Here is a 17,165-nt window from a genome sequence, read left to right on the forward strand (position 1 = left end):
GCGCGTGGCCGAGAAGGGGGCGCGCGAAAAGGAGACCGCCATGCCAAGGATCGCCCGTCTCTCCGACGAGGAGCGTGCGCAAGCGCTCAGCACCGTCCCGGCCTGGCGCCTGTCGGATGATGCCAGCGGCATTTCGCGCAGCCTGCGGTTCGATGATTTCGTCGCCGCTTTCGGTTTCATGAGCAAGGTCGCCCTGCTGGCCGAACGCACCGATCATCACCCGGAATGGTCGAACGTCTACAATCGCGTGGATATTCGCCTGACCACCCATGATGCCGGGGGCCTGAGCGCGCGCGATATTGCCCTCGCCAAGGCGATCGACGCGCTGCTCTGACGGGAAGGGGGCGGGGGGCGCGGCGCATCAGAAGACCGGGGTATTATAATGATGCCAGGCCATCAGCGCCATGGCGCTGCGGTGCGGGCGCCAGGCTTCGGCCAGCGCGCGGGTTTCGCGTTCGGCTGGGCGCGCATCGAGGCCCATGATCTGCCCCACCGCGATCTGCACGGCGAGATCGCCCGCCGGCCAGATGTCCCTGCGGCCTTCCGCGAACAGCAGATAGATTTCCGCCGACCAGCGGCCGATGCCCTTGATCCGCACGAGCGCGGCGATGGCCTCCTCATCATCCTGCGGCAGGGCGTGCAGGTCCAGCCCGCCGCTCACCACCATTTCCGCGAGGCTGCGGGCATAGCCCTGTTTCTGGCGGGAGAGGCCGCAGGCGCGGAGCGTCTCGAAATCCTGCGCCAGCAGGGCATCGGGCGCGCAGCCGGCACCAAGCGCCGCTTCCAGCTTGCTCCATACGGAGGCCGCCGCGGCGACGCTCACCTGCTGGCCGACGATGGTGCGCAGCAGCGTTTCATAGCCCGGTTCGCGCTGGCGGGATGGGGGGTAACCGAGCCGCTCGATCAACGCGGCGATCGCGGGCTGATCTGCCGCCAGCGCATCCAGCGAAGTCCGCAATGCGGCATCATCGAGCATGGTTCGTCCCAGGATAAAGAGCGGCGCGCGTCGCCGGGTTGATTTCTGTCCAGCAGCCCCTCATAGCGAGCCAAACCATGGTTTGGAGATAAAAATGCCGCAATTGACGGTTGTGACACGGGACGGCGCGCGCCACGAGATCGAGGCTCAGAATGGCCACACGGTCATGGAAGTGATCCGCGACAACGGAATCGACGAACTGCTGGCCATTTGTGGCGGCTGCTGTTCCTGCGCAACCTGCCATGTCTATGTTGACGAGGCTTATGCGGACAAGCTCCCGCCGCTCAAGGGCGACGAGGACGATCTGCTCGACAGCTCCGAGCATCGCAATGCCTCCAGCCGTCTCTCCTGCCAGATCCCGGTCAGCCCGGAGCTCGAGGGCATGGTCGTCACGATCGCACCGGAAGACTGAGCGCTTTGGCCCGGTGCGCGCCAGCGGGCGCCCGCCGGGTCTAGTTGTCCACCCGGGTCCAGACCTGTGATCGGCAGCCGATGCGGCCGATCAGGCAGCCTTGCGCGCTCAGCGTCCGCTCGTTGACCAGGGTGATGGTGCCGGAAAAGGTCTTGCCGATATCCGGTACGAACACCTTGCCCCGCCAGACATTCTCCTTCTCGGGCACGAAGCCGCTGAACAGGCGCGCCCCGATCAGATTGTCGATCCCGCCCTTGCGCGCATCCGCGCGGGCTTTTTCGCTGGCCTGAATCACCGTCCCGCACATCGCCGTGCCGCAGCGATGCGCGCGCACCTGCACGCTGCGCTGCGGATTGGTCCAGATGCCAAGCGATTCGCTTTCCGCCGCGCGGACTGCGCTAGCGCTTAGAGCGGCGCTAGCGATCAGCAGCCCAAGGCCTGCGTGCAACCTCATGGCAACGGCGCCACGCGCAGCACGACCATCGGTGCATCCTTGGTGGCTGGGGTGACCGTCCAGACGATCCGTCTTTGTCCATCCGTCATAGTTTCGGCGCCTTCTTCCTGATTCTGGCTCACGATCTCCGCCGATGTGGTCAGCGTGAACGTGCCGTCCAGCAGCCCGCCAGGGCTCTCACCACCGCTCGCCGTGCCCATCGGTAGGGCGGCGGCATCGCTATCATTGGCAAAGCCGGGAGCCTTCATGCGCACGCGATCCTTGCCGCGCAGTTCGATGGCGAGGAAGGGCAGCACGACTTCCCCGTCCGGGTTAAACGGGAAGACGAAGCCATGGTCGAGCCGGCCGCTGATCCGGTAATCGATGGCCAGCTTGCGGTCGCCGATGTAGCGGGCAGAGCGGTAGCCATATTCCTTGCTCAGCGCCTCGGCGAGACGCCGGAGTTGCGCCTCATCGTCGGCATCGGCGTCGGCGTCGTCCGCAGTCCCGCTCTTGCTTTGCGGCTGGCTGGCGATCTTGAACATCTGCGCATCGTCCGTCGCCCCGTCCGTGGCGTCGTCTTCCGCTGCATTGTCGTCATCCAGCAGTCCGTCGGTCATGCCGGACGGGCTGCTCTTGAGAAGCTGCACCTCACCCACATAAGCGAAAGTGAAACTGCGGTCGGCCTTGATATCGAGCGTCGCCGCGAATCGCGTCGGCACGAGCAGGCAGCTTGAAAGCAGCAGGGGGGCGACCAGCACCAGCAGCCAGCGCGTCATCATCGCCCGGTTCGTCAATCGCTCATCCCCCGCGAGGCTCGGCGCCAAGCTTGCGCCTAGCGCGTCATGCAGGCGTATAGCGCGATTGCCGCGGCGTTGGAAACGTTGAGGCTCTCCATGCGCGGGCTGATCGGCAGGCGAGCGACCATGTCGCAGTGATTGACGCTGTTCAGGCGCAGGCCTTCACCTTCCGCGCCCAGCACAAGCGCGACGCGGGTGGTATTGTCCAGCGCGCCGGCGATCGTATCGCGTGCGTCGCCATCGAGCGCGATGCGCCAATAGCCGGCCTCGGCGATTTCATCGAGCGCGCGAGCGAGGTTCACCACCCGCACCCAAGGCACGATTTCCAGCGCGCCGGCCGCCGCGCGCGCGATCACGCCCGATTCGGGCGGTGCATGACGGTCCTGCGTCACGATGCCGAGCGCGTTGAAGGCGGCGGCCGAGCGCAGGATTGCGCCGACATTGTGCGGATCGGTCACCTGATCGAGCACCAGGATCGGCCGGCGTGCCTGTTCATCCGGTACACCCTGTTCCAGCAGATCGCCGAGCCAGATATCCTCCAGCGCTTCCACCTCGGCCACAAGGCCTTGATGTGGCGCGTCGCCCGGCACCATGCGGCCCAGATCCGCCACGTCCGAATAGACGATCGGCAGCACCGGCGGCAGATCGAGCGCGGCCAATGCCTCACGCGTGCCCCAGATCTTGCGAATCACCCGCTCCGGATTGGCGAGCGCGGCCGTAATGGCGTGGCGCCCATAGAGCCTCGGATACCCGCCTTTCGGCTTTCCTGTTCTGTGTCCCCGTTTCATGCGTGCGCTTTTCCACAGCATGGCATTGACAGGCAAGGCCCCATTCGCCATTGAGCCGCCTCCAATCCGTTTGACGGCACCGCCGTCCGGGTCAGGCGCCTCTGGAAGGGTGGCCGAGTGGTTAAAGGCAGCAGACTGTAAATCTGCCCGCGTGAGCGTACGCTGGTTCGAATCCAGCCCCTTCCACCATCTCCCATGATGATCATTTGGAACCACGTCCTTCGGGACGGGTGCCCGCATCGGCAATCGATCGATTGCATTGTCCGTGGGCCCGCTTATCCGGCGCGGACCATCCGAGCCCATAAATCGTCAGCGGGTCGTGGGCGGCAGTCCGTCATTCGCGAATCCCGGCAGCTTCCCGATCTGATCGGCGGGCAGATCGAGCCCGGCTTCGATGCGTTGGAGCAGCATCGAGAAGAAGTCATAGCCTTCCCGCACCTTCTCCTCGGAGACGTCCTCAAGCAAATGCGCGCGCAGGCTGGCGGCGATTTGGAGCATATGGGCCAGCGTCTGGTAGCCTTCGGCCGTCAGGCGCATCAGCTTGTTGCGCCGGTCGCTGGGGTCGGGCAGCCGCTCCACCAGCCCTTCGGCCTCCAGCAGGTCCAGCGTGCGGGTGAGGGTAGGGCCTTCGATCCCGACGCGCTTGGCGATCTGGATCTGGGTCGTGCCGGGCGGTGCATAGGCGATGGAGGACATCGCCTCCATGCGCGATGCGCTCTGGCCGATATCCCGCAGCTTCTCATCGACCAGCGCGCGCCAGCGGCGGGCCAGCATCACAATGGTGATGGTCAGCGCCATGTCCGGGGAAGGATAGCCCGATTTCGGTGGTAGGACCTTCCCGAAGATTTCAGCTTCGCCGCCTGCCGTCTTGGGAGCGCTTTTCATGCGATGCCGTTCCTTCGTAACCTTGCCAGAAGGGCGCGATCGCCCAAAAAGTCGCAAAAATCTCTGCGGTCCGCAAAATTAGTTTGCGCGTGAGCAATGTGCAACCGCCCGCGCGAACTGCCTTGTCTGCAACCGTTCAGGGGTGCGCCGGGAGGCAAGTAGGCGTGGCGGACGCCCAGTGCGCCCGCCACGCCCTCGTCAAAAGCGCAACCGGGCGCCGAGGAAGAAGCGCCGGCCAAGCACATCGTAGGTACTCGGGTCCGTGACACCGGATTGCGAAGAGCCTCCCTGCGCGAGCGTGCCCGCCCGCACGCCGAGGCGCGGGGGCTGCTTGTCGAACAGATTGTCCACGCCGAACCGCAACTCGACGGTGGATGTTGCCGCGATCCGCCCTGAGAGATCGAAGATGTCATAGGCGGGGATTGGGAGCTCAGTCGCCGTCGTGCTGGTCGCATAGGTGAAGTAGCGAACCTTGGGCAGATGACGCCATGTCAGGCTGATCGCACCTGGGCCAAAATTATAGGCGACGTTGGTCGACAGCTTCCATTTGAACTGCGCACTATACTGGTTGCTGCCGATGGTATCGCGATAGTCGGCCGTCGGCCCGCCCGGCAAGCTCTGGACGTCGAACTTGTCGAGATAGTTGAACGCGATATTGGTGGTGAACGATCCCTCATCGCCGAACAGCCCGGGCGCCGGGACGGTCCAGTTGAGATTGGCGTCGATGCCTGCGGTGTGGATTTTACCCAAATTCTCGAAGAAAGCGCGTGTCGCCGACCAGAAGCCACTTTGCGGCTCACGGATGATCCGGGTGCAGAACTCGTTGCCGGGATCGTAAGTGGGATTGCTCGTCCCATCGAAGTTGAAGCACTGGCGGTAGACATAATCGGTCGACAGGGTCGAGACGGCGCCTGCGATCTTGATATTATAATAGTCGACCGAGAGGGTCAGGCGGCTGAGCCATGGGGAATCCCGCCATGGCGAGCGGATGACCATGCCGGCCGTGAAGGTGCGGGCTTCCTCGGATTTGAGATTTGGGTTGCCCAATGTGACATCCCGCCCGAGCGGGAACAGCTGCGGCTGATTGCCGACGAAATCCGGACCGATCGGAAAGCCGCCTGAGATCGCGGAGCAGAGTGCCAGAACCTGCGCGCGATCCGGATTGTCGGCGCGATTGCCATAACCGGGATAAGCCGAATTATTGGCATGGGTCGCGCACGGATCGCCGCCGGGCCAGTTGACCACGGTGTAGATGCCCGGCTGGAAGATTTCGGCGATGTTCGGTGCGCGGTTGGCGACCTGGTAGCCGCCGCGGAACTTCAGCCAGTCATTCACGTCCCAATCGCCAATGACTTTCCATGTGCCGACCGAGCCTGCCGTGTTGTAGCTCGAATGACGATAGCCCGCATTGAGGTTCAGTGCCTGAATGAAGGGCAGATCGGACAGAAGCGGGATCAGGACCTCGCCGTAGAAATCCTTGACGAAGATCTTGCCTTCCGTTCGCGAGACGCCGGGCAGGCTGATGACGCCGCTGTTGATCGTCTGCGCGTTGAGCGGGCCGCTGGGCTCATAGAAGAAGTTGTTTTCGCGATAGGACGCGCCGGCCGCAAAGCGCACTTCTCCGGCCGGCAGGTCGAACAGTCCGCCCTGGAAGTTCACTTCAGCCTGCGTCTGCCCGACGACCGTCTCAGCCTTTATGTTCGCTTGGATCAGGTCTTGGCAGTCCTGCGAGACCGGGGCGGTGGTGAACGGGTTGAGGCCGCTCGTGCAGCTTGCGGACATGCCGAGGCTGGGGTGCAGAAAGGTTGTTCCGGCGCCGTAATTGGGTAGGCCGATGAGCGTCTGGTAGGCATCCAGATCGATGAAATTCTCATAGCGCGTAACTTGCGAACTCTTGCCGTGACCGCCGAAGACATCGAACGTCCAGTCGCGGATGCCGACATTGCCGCGGAAGCCGCCAATCACCTCATAATTATAGGTGTTCGTTTCGGTGCGCGAGGGGCCCATGAACGTCATCGATTGATTGAGCGACCATGGCGCATTCGGGCGAGCGCGGCTGCGCAGGATGTCGCAGAGGTCCTGCGGCACAGGATGCCCCACCGCCGCGCCACATGTCGCGGCGTCGAAAGTGATACCGGCATTCAGTTGACTGAACGCCGTGGCATAAGTGGATTGGGTCTGGACATTGTTCTGGTCGAACTTGGCCTGAACATAGGCCGTAACGTCGTCCGTGATGTCGTAATGCGCGCTGCCGAAGAACGAAATTCGCCGCAGCGGCAACTGGAGATAGCCTTCCTTGCTGACGAAGGAGGCATTGCCGTTCTCCAGGATTTTCACATTGGGATCGGTGCCGTTGTAGTTGGGTGCGGGCGCCCCTGTCACGCGGCCGACGACGCCCGAGAAGATCGTGGCATCGAGCGGATTTGCCGCCTTGTTGAAGAAGAAGCTGGTCGACAGCCCCGGCCCGGCAATCGTGACTTCGCCCGGCGCGAAGCCGTAGCGCGCGAACACCTGATTGACGGCCGCCTGGGACGGGTTGCCGGCTGGTGCGCCAAAGTCGAAGCCGGCCACCACGCCCGGTACGCCGGTCGTATTGGTGCGCGGCGTAACGCCGAAGCTGCTGCCGAAGAAGACCGCGCCGCCGGTGCTGGCGGGATCGGTATAACCGGCCTGATAGAAGGGGCGATCCGCCTGATAGATGATGTCGCGGTCCTGATAGGTCACGCCCAGCATGGCGTTGCCGCGTCCATTGGCGAAGTTGCCACCAACAAGCGCGGATATCTCGAACTGCCGGCCATCGCCACGTTCGCTGATTCCCATGCTGGTATCGATCGTGACGCCGGAATAGTCGCGCTTGAGCTTGAAATTGACGACGCCGGCAACGGCATCCGCGCCATAGGTTGCGCCCGCGCCGCCGGTGATGACCTCGACGCTGTCGAGCGCTGCCTTCGGAATGGTGTTGATGTCGACCACCAGTGTCGCATTGGCCGGCTGAGTGCGCCGTCCATCCAGGAGGACCAGCGTTCGATTGGCGCCGATGCCGCGCAGGTCGAGCGTCGCGATACCGGGGCTGTTGGTCGGTGTGGCCTGCACGTCAGATCCGGCCAGGCCGGTCAGGCCGGCACCGCCGCGACCGGTCGCGCCGACGCCGCCGGTGAACTGCGGCATTTCCTTTAGCCCCTGGTCGATGCTGAGATCCGATGAGGACTGCAAGGTGTCGCTGGTCACGGTGGTCAGCGGCGTCGCTGAGGTATAATCGCGGCGCACGATCCGCGATCCGGTGATGACGATCGCCTGCGTCTCCTGCGCGTCCGCCTCGGTGGACTGGGCCTTTGCCGGGCTTGGCGCGTTGAAGGCAAAGGCGAGTGCCGTACAACTCATCAGGGCACGCGCCGTCCATCTGTCAGTTCGTGGGTTCATCAGTCTTCCTCCCCTGCGTCGCGCGAGCCATTCGCGCAGCGTGGTCGTCTCTCGAGGAAGAGTGAGCGGCGTGGATACGCGTCATCGTGCGCAGGAACATCGAATGAGCGAACGCCATCTGCCTGCGCGGACCTGTGCCGCGCAGCCATATCCTCCCCGTCTGCGTCGCCGACTCGAAAGGTCAGCTTCAAATGAATGCTATTCAAATAAATGCAGACGGCAACCAATAAGATTCAATCGAATTTGAGCCTGATCCTATCCAGCCGTTCTGGGAAAAGCATTGAAAGCAAGGCTGGCGCATGCGTGCGTCTGTGTTATCGATGGGTGATTCCGCGACGCGGCATGAATCGAAAAGGGGCAGGGGTAATGGCGAGCAGAGACAGCAGGTCGGACAAGGCGCTTCAGATGCGGATTGTCGACGCGCTGGTCCACCGGATTGGCAAGGATAGTCAAGCTGCGCTGCCGCACGACTGGCTCGCCGCGACAATCTATACCCTGCGCGACGAGATCATCGAGCGGTGGATGGAATCGTCCAAGGCGGCTCATGCTGCAGGTGCGAAGAGAGTCTACTATCTCAGCCTCGAGTTCCTGATCGGTCGGCTGCTGCGCGATGCGCTGAGTAATCTCGGCGTGGTCGAGGAGGTGCGCGCCGCGCTGGCCGAACATGGCGTGGAGCTGGACGAGATCGTGGAGATCGAACCGGATGCTGCGCTGGGCAATGGCGGCCTCGGACGCCTGGCGGCCTGCTTCATGGAGAGCCTCGCGACGCTCGACATCCCCGCTTATGGCTATGGCATCCGCTATGTGAACGGCATGTTCCGCCAGCGCATCGACGATGGCTGGCAAGTCGAGCTGCCGGAAAACTGGTTGGCGCACGGCAATCCATGGGAGTTCGAGCGGCGGGAGAGCGCCTATCGCGTCGGCTTTGGCGGCGAAGTGGTCGGCGATGTCGATGGTCGCGTCGAATGGCATCCGGCCGAGAAGGTCATCGCCATGGCGGTCGACACCCCCGTGGTTGGCTGGCGCGGACGTCGCGTGAACACGCTGCGCTTGTGGAATGCCTTCCCGGTCGATCCGCTGCGGCTCGATGCCTTCAATGCTGGCGATCATGCCGGCGCGCTGGCCGAGCAGGTGCGCGCCGAAAGCCTGGTGCGCGTGCTCTATCCGGCGGATTCGACGCAGGCCGGGCAGGAACTGCGCCTGCGCCAGGAGTATTTCTTCTCGTCGGCCTCCATTCAGGACATCGTGCGGCGGCACATGCAATATCATGGCGACATCCGCACCCTGCCGGACAAGGTCGCCATCCAGCTCAACGATACCCATCCTGCGGTGTCCGTCGCGGAACTGATGCGCCTGCTGATGGACGATCACGGGCTGGAACTGGCTGAGGCGTGGACCATCACCCGCGCCACCTTCGGCTACACCAACCACACGCTTCTGCCCGAGGCGCTGGAGAGCTGGCCGCTGCCGCTATTCGAGCGGATGCTGCCCCGGCATATGCAGATCGTCTATGCCATCAACGCGCTGGTGCTGCGTGAGGCGCGGGCCAGCAAGCAGCTCGATAATGCAGCCATCTCCGCCATTTCCGTGATCGACGAAAATGGCGAGCGTCGCGTGCGCATGGCCAATCTCGCCTTTGCCGGCGCGCATAGCGTCAATGGCGTGGCGGCGCTGCATACCGAGCTGATGAAGCAGACCGTCTTTGCCGATCTGCACCGGCTCTACCCGGACCGGATCAATAACAAGACCAATGGCGTGACCCCTCGGCGCTGGCTGCTGGAGTGCAACCCCGGCCTCACCGCGCTCATTCGCGAGACGATCGGCGACGGGTTCATGGACGACGCCGAGAAGCTCCACGAGCTGAACCGGTTCGCTGATGACGCGGCGCTTGGCGAGCGGCTGGGCGCCATCAAGCGCGCCAACAAGGAGGCGCTGACGCAGCACCTGCGCGACCATATGGGCATCCGCCTCGATCCCTCCGCGCTGTTCGACGTGCAGATCAAGCGCATCCACGAATATAAGCGCCAGCTCCTCAATCTCATCGAGACTGTGGCGCTCTACGACCAGATTCGCAGCCACCCGGAGATTGACTGGGTGCCGCGCGTCAAGATTTTCGGCGGCAAGGCAGCGCCGAGCTACCATAATGCCAAGCTCATCATCAAACTGGCCAATGACATTGCCCGGCGGATCAACAGCGATCCCTCGGTGGGCGGGTTGCTCAAGGTCGTTTTCGTGCCGAATTACAATGTGAGCCTGGCCGAGAAGATCATCCCCGCCGCCGACCTCTCCGAGCAGATTTCCACCGCCGGCATGGAGGCATCCGGCACCGGCAACATGAAGTTCGCGCTCAACGGCGCGCTGACCATCGGCACGCTCGATGGCGCCAATATCGAGATCAAGGATCGTGTCGGCGATGACAATATCGTCATTTTCGGTCTGACGGCGGATGAAGTCGCGCACCAGCGGGCCAATGGCTATAATCCGCGCCAGATCATCGAGGAGTCGCGCGAGTTGCAGCAGGCGGTGTCGGCGATTGCCTCGGGCGTCTTCTCGCCGGACGACCCCAATCGCTATGTCGAACTGATCGGTGGGCTTTATGACCATGACTGGTTCATGGTCGCTGCCGATTTCGAGAGCTATAGTCAGGCTCAGCGCGCCGTCGACGCGCGCTGGTCGAACCCGGCCGGTTGGCAAAGTGCAGCGCTGCGGAACATTGCGAACGTTGGATGGTTCTCCTCAGACCGCACCATCGCGGAATATGCCAAAGACATCTGGGGAGTTATGTGAAGCCGCCCAAAGCGGCCCTTGAAGCCTTGCTGGCTGGCACGCATGCCGACCCCTTTTCGCTGCTCGGGCCGCACGAAGGGCCGACGGGCATATTCGTGCGCGCGGTCATTCCGGGTGCCGAGCAGGTGGACGCCTATGATCTGGCGGGCACGCGGCTGGGCAGGCTGGAGCGTGTCGACGCACGCGGTCTGTTCGAAGGCGCCGTGTCGGGACCGCGTCAGCCCTTGCGCTATCGTGCGAAGGGGCAGCGGGCCGAGTGGACAATTACGGACCCGTATAGCTTCGGGCCGGTCCTGGGGCCGCTCGACGATCTGCTGATTGGGGAAGGCACGCACTTCCGATTGTTCGACAAGCTTGGCGCGCATCTCATTGAACATGAAGGCGCAAGCGGTGTCCACTTTGCCGTTTGGGCGCCCAATGCGCAGCGCGTGGCGCTGGTCGGCGACTTTAATGATTGGAACGGCCAACGCCATGTGATGCGCCGTCGCAGCGACAATGGCGTGTGGGAAATCTTCATGCCCGGCCTCGGGGCGTGGGAGGCGTATAAATATTTGATCGTCGGGCCGGACGGCACGGTCCAGCCGCTCAAGGCCGATCCGTTCGCCTTCGCCTCCGAACTTCGGCCGAAAACTGCGTCGATGACCTTCTCTCCAGCCAAGCCTGACTGGGGCGATGCCGCCCACCGCGCGCATTGGGCCTCGGTCGATCCGCGCCGCGTACCGGTGAGCATTTACGAGGTTCATCCCGGGTCTTGGCGACGGGACGAGGACGGCTGGTTCCTCTCATGGGACCGGATGGCCGAGGAGCTGATCCCTTATGTCGCGGACATGGGCTTCACGCATATCGAGTTCCTGCCGGTCTCCGAGCATCCCTATGACCCGAGCTGGGGCTACCAGACCACCGGTCTTTATGCGCCTTCGGCCCGCTTTGGTGATCCGGCCGGCTTTGCACGCTTTGTCGATGGCGCCCACCGCGCCGGCCTTGGCGTGCTGCTCGACTGGGTGCCCGCGCATTTCCCGACCGATGCGCACGGGCTGGCGCGCTTCGATGGCACGGCGCTCTATGAGCATGAAGACCCGCGGCAGGGTTTCCACCCGGACTGGAATACGGCGATCTACAATTTCGGGCGGCGCGAGGTGGCGAGCTTCCTCGTCAACAATGCGCTGTTCTGGGCCGAGCGCTATCATGTCGACGGATTAAGAGTCGACGCCGTCGCCTCGATGCTCCACCGCGACTATAGCCGCGAGCCGGGCGCATGGGTGCCCAACGCGGAGGGCGGGCGCGAGAACTGGGAGGCCGCAGCCTTCCTCCAGACCATGAACAAGGCGATCTACGGCGCCCATCCCGGCATCATGACGATTGCCGAGGAATCGACCACATGGCCGGGCGTCACGCATCCAGTGCATGACAATGGCCTGGGTTTCGGGTTCAAGTGGAACATGGGCTTCATGAACGATACGCTCAGTTACATGGCGCGCGATCCGATCCACCGGCGCTATCATCATGAAGAAATCACCTTCGGGCTGACCTACGCCTATACCGAGAATTTCGTGCTGCCGCTCAGCCATGACGAGGTGGTCCACGGCAAGGGCTCGCTGCTCAACAAGATGGCCGGCGATGATTGGCAGAAATTCGCCAATCTGCGCGCTTATTATGCCTTCATGTGGGGCTACCCCGGTAAGAAGCTGCTGTTCATGGGGCAGGAATTCGCCCAGCGCCGGGAGTGGAGCGAAGCGCGCGCGCTCGACTGGGAGCTACTGGACGCGCCTGCCCATGCCGGCATCCGGACACTAATTCGTGATCTCAACGGTTTGTACCGCTCTCTTCCCGCGCTGTATCAGCGCGATTGCGAGGGTGAGGGCTTTGAATGGCTGATCGTCGACGATCGCGAGAATTCGGTGTTCGCCTGGGTCCGCAAGGCACCCGGTGAGGCGCCTGTCGCGGTGATCGCGAACATGACGCCCGTGGTGCATTATGATTATGGCGTGCCGCTGCCCCATGACGGGATCTGGCAGGAGGTGATGAACACCGATGCCGCGATCTATGGGGGCAGCGGTGTCGGTAATTTGGGTGCGGTGCAGGCCGAGAAAGGCGTGGCGAGGATAACCTTGCCGCCCCTCGCCACGATCATGCTGCACGGAGAAGATTGAGGCGTCTGCCGTCATAATGGCGCGCCAGAGGAAGGAGTGGGAACAGGTGACACAAAGAGAAGGCCGCAAACAACCTCTGGCACGCGATGCGATGGCTTATGTCTTGGCCGGCGGGCGCGGCAGCCGCCTGATGGAACTGACCGACAATCGCGCGAAGCCTGCGGTCTATTTCGGCGGCATGTCCCGCATCATCGATTTCGCGCTCTCCAATGCGATCAACAGCGGCATCCGGCGCATCGGCGTGGCGACGCAGTACAAGGCCCACTCGCTCATCCGCCACATGCAGCGCGCCTGGAACTTCCTGCGTCCCGAGCGCAACGAGAGCTTCGACATCCTGCCCGCCTCGCAGCGCATCGACGAGTTTCACTGGTATGAGGGCACGGCCGACGCGGTGTTCCAGAACATCGACATCATCGCCAGCCACGCGCCCAAATATATCGTCATTCTGGCCGGCGATCACATCTACAAGATGGATTATGAGCTCATGCTGCAGCAGCATGTGCAGGAAAATGCCGATGTCACCGTCGGCTGCCTGGAAGTCCCGCGCATGCAGGCGACGGCCTTTGGCGTCATGCATGTCGATGACAAGGGCCAGATCACCAGCTTCCTCGAGAAGCCCGCCGACCCGCCAGCCATGCCCGGCAAGCCGGATGTCGCGCTCGCCTCGATGGGCATCTATGTCTTCACGACCGAATTTCTCTTCGAGCAACTGCGCCGCGATGCCGACGATCCGGAGAGCAAGCGCGATTTCGGCGGAGACATCATCCCCTATATCGTCAAGCACGGCAAAGCCGTCGCCCATCTGTTTTCATCCAGCGCGATCCGCGCTGCCGAGCAGATCGAGGAATATTGGCGGGATGTCGGTACGCTCGATGCGTATTGGGAAGCCAATATCGACCTGACCGACGTGGTGCCCAAGCTCAACATGTACGATCGCGACTGGCCGATCTGGACCGACCAGATCATCGCCGCGCCCGCCAAGTTCGTGCATGATGAGGAAGGCCGCCGGGGCATGGCGGTGAGTTCGCTCATCTCGCAGGATTGTATCGTCTCGGGCGCCGAGGCCCATCGCAGTCTGCTGTTCACCGGCGTGAAGATGGGCAGCTTCGCCAGCGTCAAGGAGGCGGTGATCCTGCCTTATTGCAACATCGGTCGCGGTGCGCGGCTCAAGCGGTGCATCATCGATAGCGGCGTCCGCATTCCGGAAGGTCTGGTCGTCGGCGAAGATCCGGGCCTGGACGGGCAGCGGTTTCGCCGCACGGAAAGCGGCATCTGTCTGATCACCAAGGCGATGATCGACCGGCTGGACTAGCGTCTTGCGGCGCGCGCAGCACTTGCGCGTGTCGAACCGGATTTTTCATCCTTTGCCTTAAGGCGTGTCGCCGTCCATCGGGTTGTTACGAACATGACAGAGCTTTCCGTCCTCTCCGCCGCGTCCGAATGCTGGCCGCTCATCAAGACCGGTGGCCTTGCCGATGTGGCCGGGGCCTTGCCGGCGGCGGTGGCGCCGCATGGCGTGGCGATGACGCGCTTTCTGCCGGGCTACCCCTCCGTCTTGAAGGCCCTGCCGCGCAAGCGCACCGTCTTCCGCTATGACTCGCTGCTCGGCACGCCGGCGCGCATTCTCGCTGCCAAGCATGAGGGGCGCCCGCTGCTGGTGCTCGATGCGCCCGGCTTTTTCGAGCGCGACGGCGGACCTTATGCCGATGCCATGGGGCGGGACTGGCTGGACAACGGCCTGCGTTTCGCCGCCTTCGCCAAGGCCGCAGCCGATCTCGCCGCCGGGCGCGCAGGGCTCAAGCCGTTCGATGTGCTCCACGCGCATGATTGGCAGGCCGGGCTCGCGCCGGCCTATCTGGTCTATTCCGGAGATCAGGCAACAAGACCCGCCAGCGTGATGACCATTCACAACATGGCATTCCAGGGCTGGTTCGACGCAGCTTTCTTTGCCCGGCTGGACCTGCCGCCGGTCGCATGGTCGATCGAGGGCGTGGAATATCATGGAGGCGTGGGGATGCTGAAGGCGGGGCTGGTCCTCGCGGATGCGATCACCACCGTGAGTCCCGGCTATGCCGAGGAAATCCGCCGGCCGGAATTCGGCATGGGGTTGGAGGGGCTGGTCGTCGGCCGGCAGGACCGCATGCATGGCATCGTCAACGGTATCGATGCTGCCGAGTGGAATCCGGCCAAGGATGCAGCGCTGGCCGCGCCATTCACGGCGGACGACCTCTCCGGTCGCGTGGCCAACAAGCGGGCGATCGAGGCCGCCTTCGGGCTGGAGAGCGGTGATGGGCCGCTGTTCGTCGTCATCACACGGCTCACCTGGCAGAAGGGCATGGACGTGCTGCTGGAGGTGATCGATCACCTCGTCGGCCTGGGGGGCAGGCTCGCGGTGCTCGGCAGCGGTGATGCGGCGATCGAGGCCGGACTTCATGCCGCCGCCGGGCGGCATCCCGGCCGCGTCGGCATTCGCATCGGCTATGACGAGCCGCTCGCTCATCTGATGCAGGGCGGGGGCGATGCCATTCTCATTCCCTCCCGGTTCGAGCCCTGCGGCCTCACGCAGCTTTACGGCCTGGCTTATGGCTGCGTGCCGGTCGTCGCGCGCACCGGCGGGCTGGGCGATACGGTGATCGACGCCAATGAGGCCGCGATGAACGCGGGGGCAGCCACCGGCGTGCTGTTCTCGCCGGTCGATTATCAAGGCCTCGCCGCCGCGATCAGCCGCACGATCCGCCTTTATGGGGCGGGAGCGCGCTGGCGGCAGATCCAGCAGGCGGGCATGAAGACGGACAATAGCTGGGGACGGAGCGGCGCTGCCTATGCTGCGCTCTACCGGCAACTCAAGGAGCAGAGATGACGATCACGCGCGTTCCCACCACGCCGTTTGAAGGCCAGAAGCCCGGCACATCCGGCCTGCGCAAGAAGGTGCGGGTGTTCCAGCAGGCCAATTATGCCGAGAATTTCGTCCAGTCGGTCTTCGATGCGATTGATGGCAAGGATGGCGCGCTGCTCGTGATTGGCGGCGACGGTCGCTACCATAACCGCACGGTCATCCAGCAGACGATCCGCATGGCCGCCGCCAATGGCTTTGCGAAGGTGATGGTGGGGCAGGGCGGCATCCTCTCGACGCCAGCCGCCAGCCACCTCATCCGCAAATATGGCGCGCTGGGCGGGCTCATCCTCTCGGCCAGCCACAATCCCGGCGGGCCGGACGAGGATTTCGGGATCAAGTATAACGTCTCCAATGGCGGGCCGGCGCCGGAGAAAGTGACCGAGGCAATCTACGCGCGTACGCAGACCATCACCCAGTGGCAGATGGTGGAAGCCGGCGACATCGATCTCGATGCGCTGGGCACCGTCACGGTCGGCGGCATGGCGGTCGAGGTGGTCGATCCTGTGGCCGATTATGCTGATCTCATGGAGGAGCTGTTCGACTTCGCCGCCATCCGCGCCATGGCCGCTGGCGGCTTCACGCTCGCCTTCGATGCGATGAGCGCGGTCACTGGCCCTTATGCGACCGAGATTTTCGAGCGACGCCTGGGCTTTGCGCCCGGCACCGTCCGCAATGGGACGCCGCTCGAGGACTTTGGCCATCATCACCCGGACCCCAATCTCGTCCACGCCAAGGTGCTGTACGATCTGATGATGAGCGCGGACGCCCCCGATTTCGGCGCGGCGTCTGACGGCGATGGCGACCGTAACCTGATCATCGGCAAGGGGCGCTTCGTCACGCCGTCGGATTCGCTGGCGATGCTGGCGGCTAACGCCCATCTCGCCAAGGGCTATCGCGGCGGCCTCAAGGGCATTGCCCGCTCCATGCCGACCAGCGCGGCGGCGGATCGCGTGGCGGAAGCGCTCGGCATCCCGAGCTTCGAGACGCCGACCGGCTGGAAATTCTTCGGCAATCTGCTGGATGCCGGCATGGCGACGATCTGCGGCGAGGAAAGCGCCGGCACGGGCAGCGACCATGTTCGCGAGAAGGACGGGGTGTGGGCCGTGCTGCTCTGGCTCAACATCCTTGCCGAGCGCAAGATCAGCGTCGATGCTCTGGCCCACGATCATTGGGCGCGCTTTGGCCGCAATTATTATGCGCGGCACGATTATGAGGGCATCGAGACGGAGAAGGCCAATGCGCTCATCGAAGCGCTTACGGCGGCGCTCCCCGCGCTGCCCGGTGCGCGCTTCGGCGCGCTCACCGTCGCAGCGGCGGACAGCTTCTCTTACGCCGACCCGGTCGATGGCTCTGTCAGTGCCAATCAGGGCCTGCGCGTGCTGTTCGAGGGCGGTTCGCGCGTGGTGTTCCGTCTCTCCGGCACAGGCACGGAAGGCGCGACGCTGCGCGTCTATCTGGAGCGTTACGAACCCGTGGGCGGCGCGCTGGATGAAGAGACGCCTGCGATGCTGGCGGAGCTGATCGCAGCGGCGGAAGCGATCGCCGGTATCGCGCGCCACACGGGCCGCACAGCCCCGGATGTCGTGACATGAGGCGGCGCGCCTTTGCTTTGCAGGCG

At 63.8% G+C, this 17,165-nt stretch carries 13 protein-coding genes and 1 tRNA gene; 8 read left to right on the forward strand and 6 right to left on the reverse strand.

Annotated features, from left to right (window positions below; translation table 11 throughout):
- Window positions 1-40: 40 nt before the first annotated feature.
- Window positions 41-334, forward strand: a complete 294-nt coding sequence (locus M2333_RS02545) for a 4a-hydroxytetrahydrobiopterin dehydratase (protein ID WP_264610754.1) — start codon at window positions 41-43, stop codon at window positions 332-334.
- 27 nt (window positions 335-361) lie between these two features.
- On the opposite strand, the gene M2333_RS02550 is transcribed toward M2333_RS02545, so the two are convergent.
- Complete coding sequence (locus M2333_RS02550; protein WP_181560178.1) at window positions 362-976, reverse strand: DNA-3-methyladenine glycosylase family protein; 615 nt, start codon at window positions 974-976, stop codon at window positions 362-364.
- Between the two features lie 94 nt (window positions 977-1,070).
- Here M2333_RS02550 and M2333_RS02555 point away from each other — a divergent pair, with 94 nt between their 5' ends.
- Window positions 1,071-1,388 (forward strand): 2Fe-2S iron-sulfur cluster-binding protein, encoded by a 318-nt coding sequence (locus M2333_RS02555; RefSeq protein ID WP_264570850.1) that lies wholly within the window; start codon window positions 1,071-1,073, stop codon window positions 1,386-1,388.
- 40 nt (window positions 1,389-1,428) lie between these two features.
- On the opposite strand, the gene M2333_RS02560 is transcribed toward M2333_RS02555, so the two are convergent.
- Genes M2333_RS02560 through M2333_RS02570 form a run of 3 tightly spaced genes read right to left on the reverse strand, consistent with a single transcriptional unit; the run spans window position 1,429 to window position 3,460 of the window.
- On the reverse strand, window positions 1,429-1,842 hold the full coding sequence (locus M2333_RS02560; protein WP_264610755.1) for a DUF2147 domain-containing protein: 414 nt from the start codon (window positions 1,840-1,842) through the stop codon (window positions 1,429-1,431).
- Entirely contained in the window at window positions 1,839-2,648 is an 810-nt protein-coding gene (locus tag M2333_RS02565; protein ID WP_319801290.1) for a hypothetical protein, read from the reverse strand. The genes M2333_RS02560 and M2333_RS02565 overlap by 4 nt, the downstream gene beginning before the upstream one ends.
- Window positions 2,649-2,656: 8 nt before the next feature.
- Window positions 2,657-3,460 carry an RNA methyltransferase gene (locus M2333_RS02570; protein ID WP_319801291.1) on the reverse strand — a complete coding sequence of 268 codons (804 nt, stop codon included), beginning with the start codon at window positions 3,458-3,460 and terminating at the stop codon, window positions 2,657-2,659.
- 52 nt (window positions 3,461-3,512) lie between these two features.
- Here M2333_RS02570 and M2333_RS02575 point away from each other — a divergent pair.
- Window positions 3,513-3,598, forward strand: a tRNA-Tyr gene (locus tag M2333_RS02575).
- A 120-nt stretch (window positions 3,599-3,718) separates the two neighbouring features.
- Here the strand turns inward: M2333_RS02575 and M2333_RS02580 are convergent.
- Together M2333_RS02580 and M2333_RS02585 are read right to left on the reverse strand one after the other, a co-directional pair.
- Window positions 3,719-4,294 (reverse strand): MarR family winged helix-turn-helix transcriptional regulator, encoded by a 576-nt coding sequence (locus M2333_RS02580; RefSeq protein ID WP_264610756.1) that lies wholly within the window; start codon window positions 4,292-4,294, stop codon window positions 3,719-3,721.
- A gap of 198 nt (window positions 4,295-4,492) precedes the next feature.
- Entirely contained in the window at window positions 4,493-7,675 is a 3,183-nt protein-coding gene (locus M2333_RS02585) for a TonB-dependent receptor domain-containing protein (RefSeq protein ID WP_264610757.1), read from the reverse strand.
- Window positions 7,676-8,080: 405 nt separating this feature from the next.
- On the opposite strand from M2333_RS02585, the gene M2333_RS02590 reads away from it, so the two are divergent.
- The 5 genes from M2333_RS02590 to M2333_RS02610 all read left to right on the forward strand — a co-directional run bounded on the left by M2333_RS02590 (window position 8,081) and on the right by M2333_RS02610 (window position 17,139).
- A complete protein-coding gene (locus M2333_RS02590) occupies window positions 8,081-10,501 on the forward strand; it encodes a glycogen/starch/alpha-glucan phosphorylase (RefSeq protein WP_264610758.1) in 2,421 nt (806 codons plus the stop codon).
- Complete coding sequence (glgB, locus tag M2333_RS02595) at window positions 10,498-12,651, forward strand: 1,4-alpha-glucan branching protein GlgB (protein ID WP_264610759.1); 2,154 nt, start codon at window positions 10,498-10,500, stop codon at window positions 12,649-12,651. The genes M2333_RS02590 and glgB overlap by 4 nt, the downstream gene beginning before the upstream one ends.
- Window positions 12,652-12,697: 46 nt before the next feature.
- Window positions 12,698-13,963, forward strand: a complete 1,266-nt coding sequence (glgC, locus tag M2333_RS02600) for a glucose-1-phosphate adenylyltransferase (protein ID WP_264570843.1) — start codon at window positions 12,698-12,700, stop codon at window positions 13,961-13,963.
- Window positions 13,964-14,056: 93 nt separating this feature from the next.
- Window positions 14,057-15,511, forward strand: coding sequence for a glycogen synthase GlgA (glgA, locus tag M2333_RS02605; protein WP_264610760.1), 1,455 nt, complete (start codon window positions 14,057-14,059; stop codon window positions 15,509-15,511).
- Window positions 15,508-17,139 carry an alpha-D-glucose phosphate-specific phosphoglucomutase gene (locus M2333_RS02610; RefSeq protein ID WP_264610761.1) on the forward strand — a complete coding sequence of 544 codons (1,632 nt, stop codon included), beginning with the start codon at window positions 15,508-15,510 and terminating at the stop codon, window positions 17,137-17,139. Before glgA ends, M2333_RS02610 begins: the two co-directional genes overlap by 4 nt.
- Window positions 17,140-17,165 lie beyond the last annotated feature (26 nt).

Origin of the sequence: Sphingobium sp. B11D3B, from assembly GCF_025961735.1 — a bacterium.
Lineage (GTDB): Bacteria > Pseudomonadota > Alphaproteobacteria > Sphingomonadales > Sphingomonadaceae > Sphingobium.

Bases quoted from the DNA above. Each gene is read 5' to 3' on its own strand.
- M2333_RS02545 (WP_264610754.1), top strand. From the start codon at position 41: ATGCCAAGGATCGCCCGTCTCTCCGACGAGGAGCGTGCGCAAGCGCTC.
- M2333_RS02550 (WP_181560178.1), bottom strand. From the start codon at position 976: ATGCTCGATGATGCCGCATTGCGGACTTCGCTGGATGCGCTGGCGGCA.
- M2333_RS02555 (WP_264570850.1), top strand. From the start codon at position 1,071: ATGCCGCAATTGACGGTTGTGACACGGGACGGCGCGCGCCACGAGATC.
- M2333_RS02560 (WP_264610755.1), bottom strand. From the start codon at position 1,842: ATGAGGTTGCACGCAGGCCTTGGGCTGCTGATCGCTAGCGCCGCTCTA.
- M2333_RS02570 (WP_319801291.1), bottom strand. From the start codon at position 3,460: ATGGCGAATGGGGCCTTGCCTGTCAATGCCATGCTGTGGAAAAGCGCA.
- M2333_RS02580 (WP_264610756.1), bottom strand. From the start codon at position 4,294: ATGAAAAGCGCTCCCAAGACGGCAGGCGGCGAAGCTGAAATCTTCGGG.
- M2333_RS02585 (WP_264610757.1), bottom strand. From the start codon at position 7,675: ATGAGTTGTACGGCACTCGCCTTTGCCTTCAACGCGCCAAGCCCGGCA.
- M2333_RS02590 (WP_264610758.1), top strand. From the start codon at position 8,081: ATGGCGAGCAGAGACAGCAGGTCGGACAAGGCGCTTCAGATGCGGATT.
- glgA (WP_264610760.1), top strand. From the start codon at position 14,057: ATGACAGAGCTTTCCGTCCTCTCCGCCGCGTCCGAATGCTGGCCGCTC.
- M2333_RS02610 (WP_264610761.1), top strand. From the start codon at position 15,508: ATGACGATCACGCGCGTTCCCACCACGCCGTTTGAAGGCCAGAAGCCC.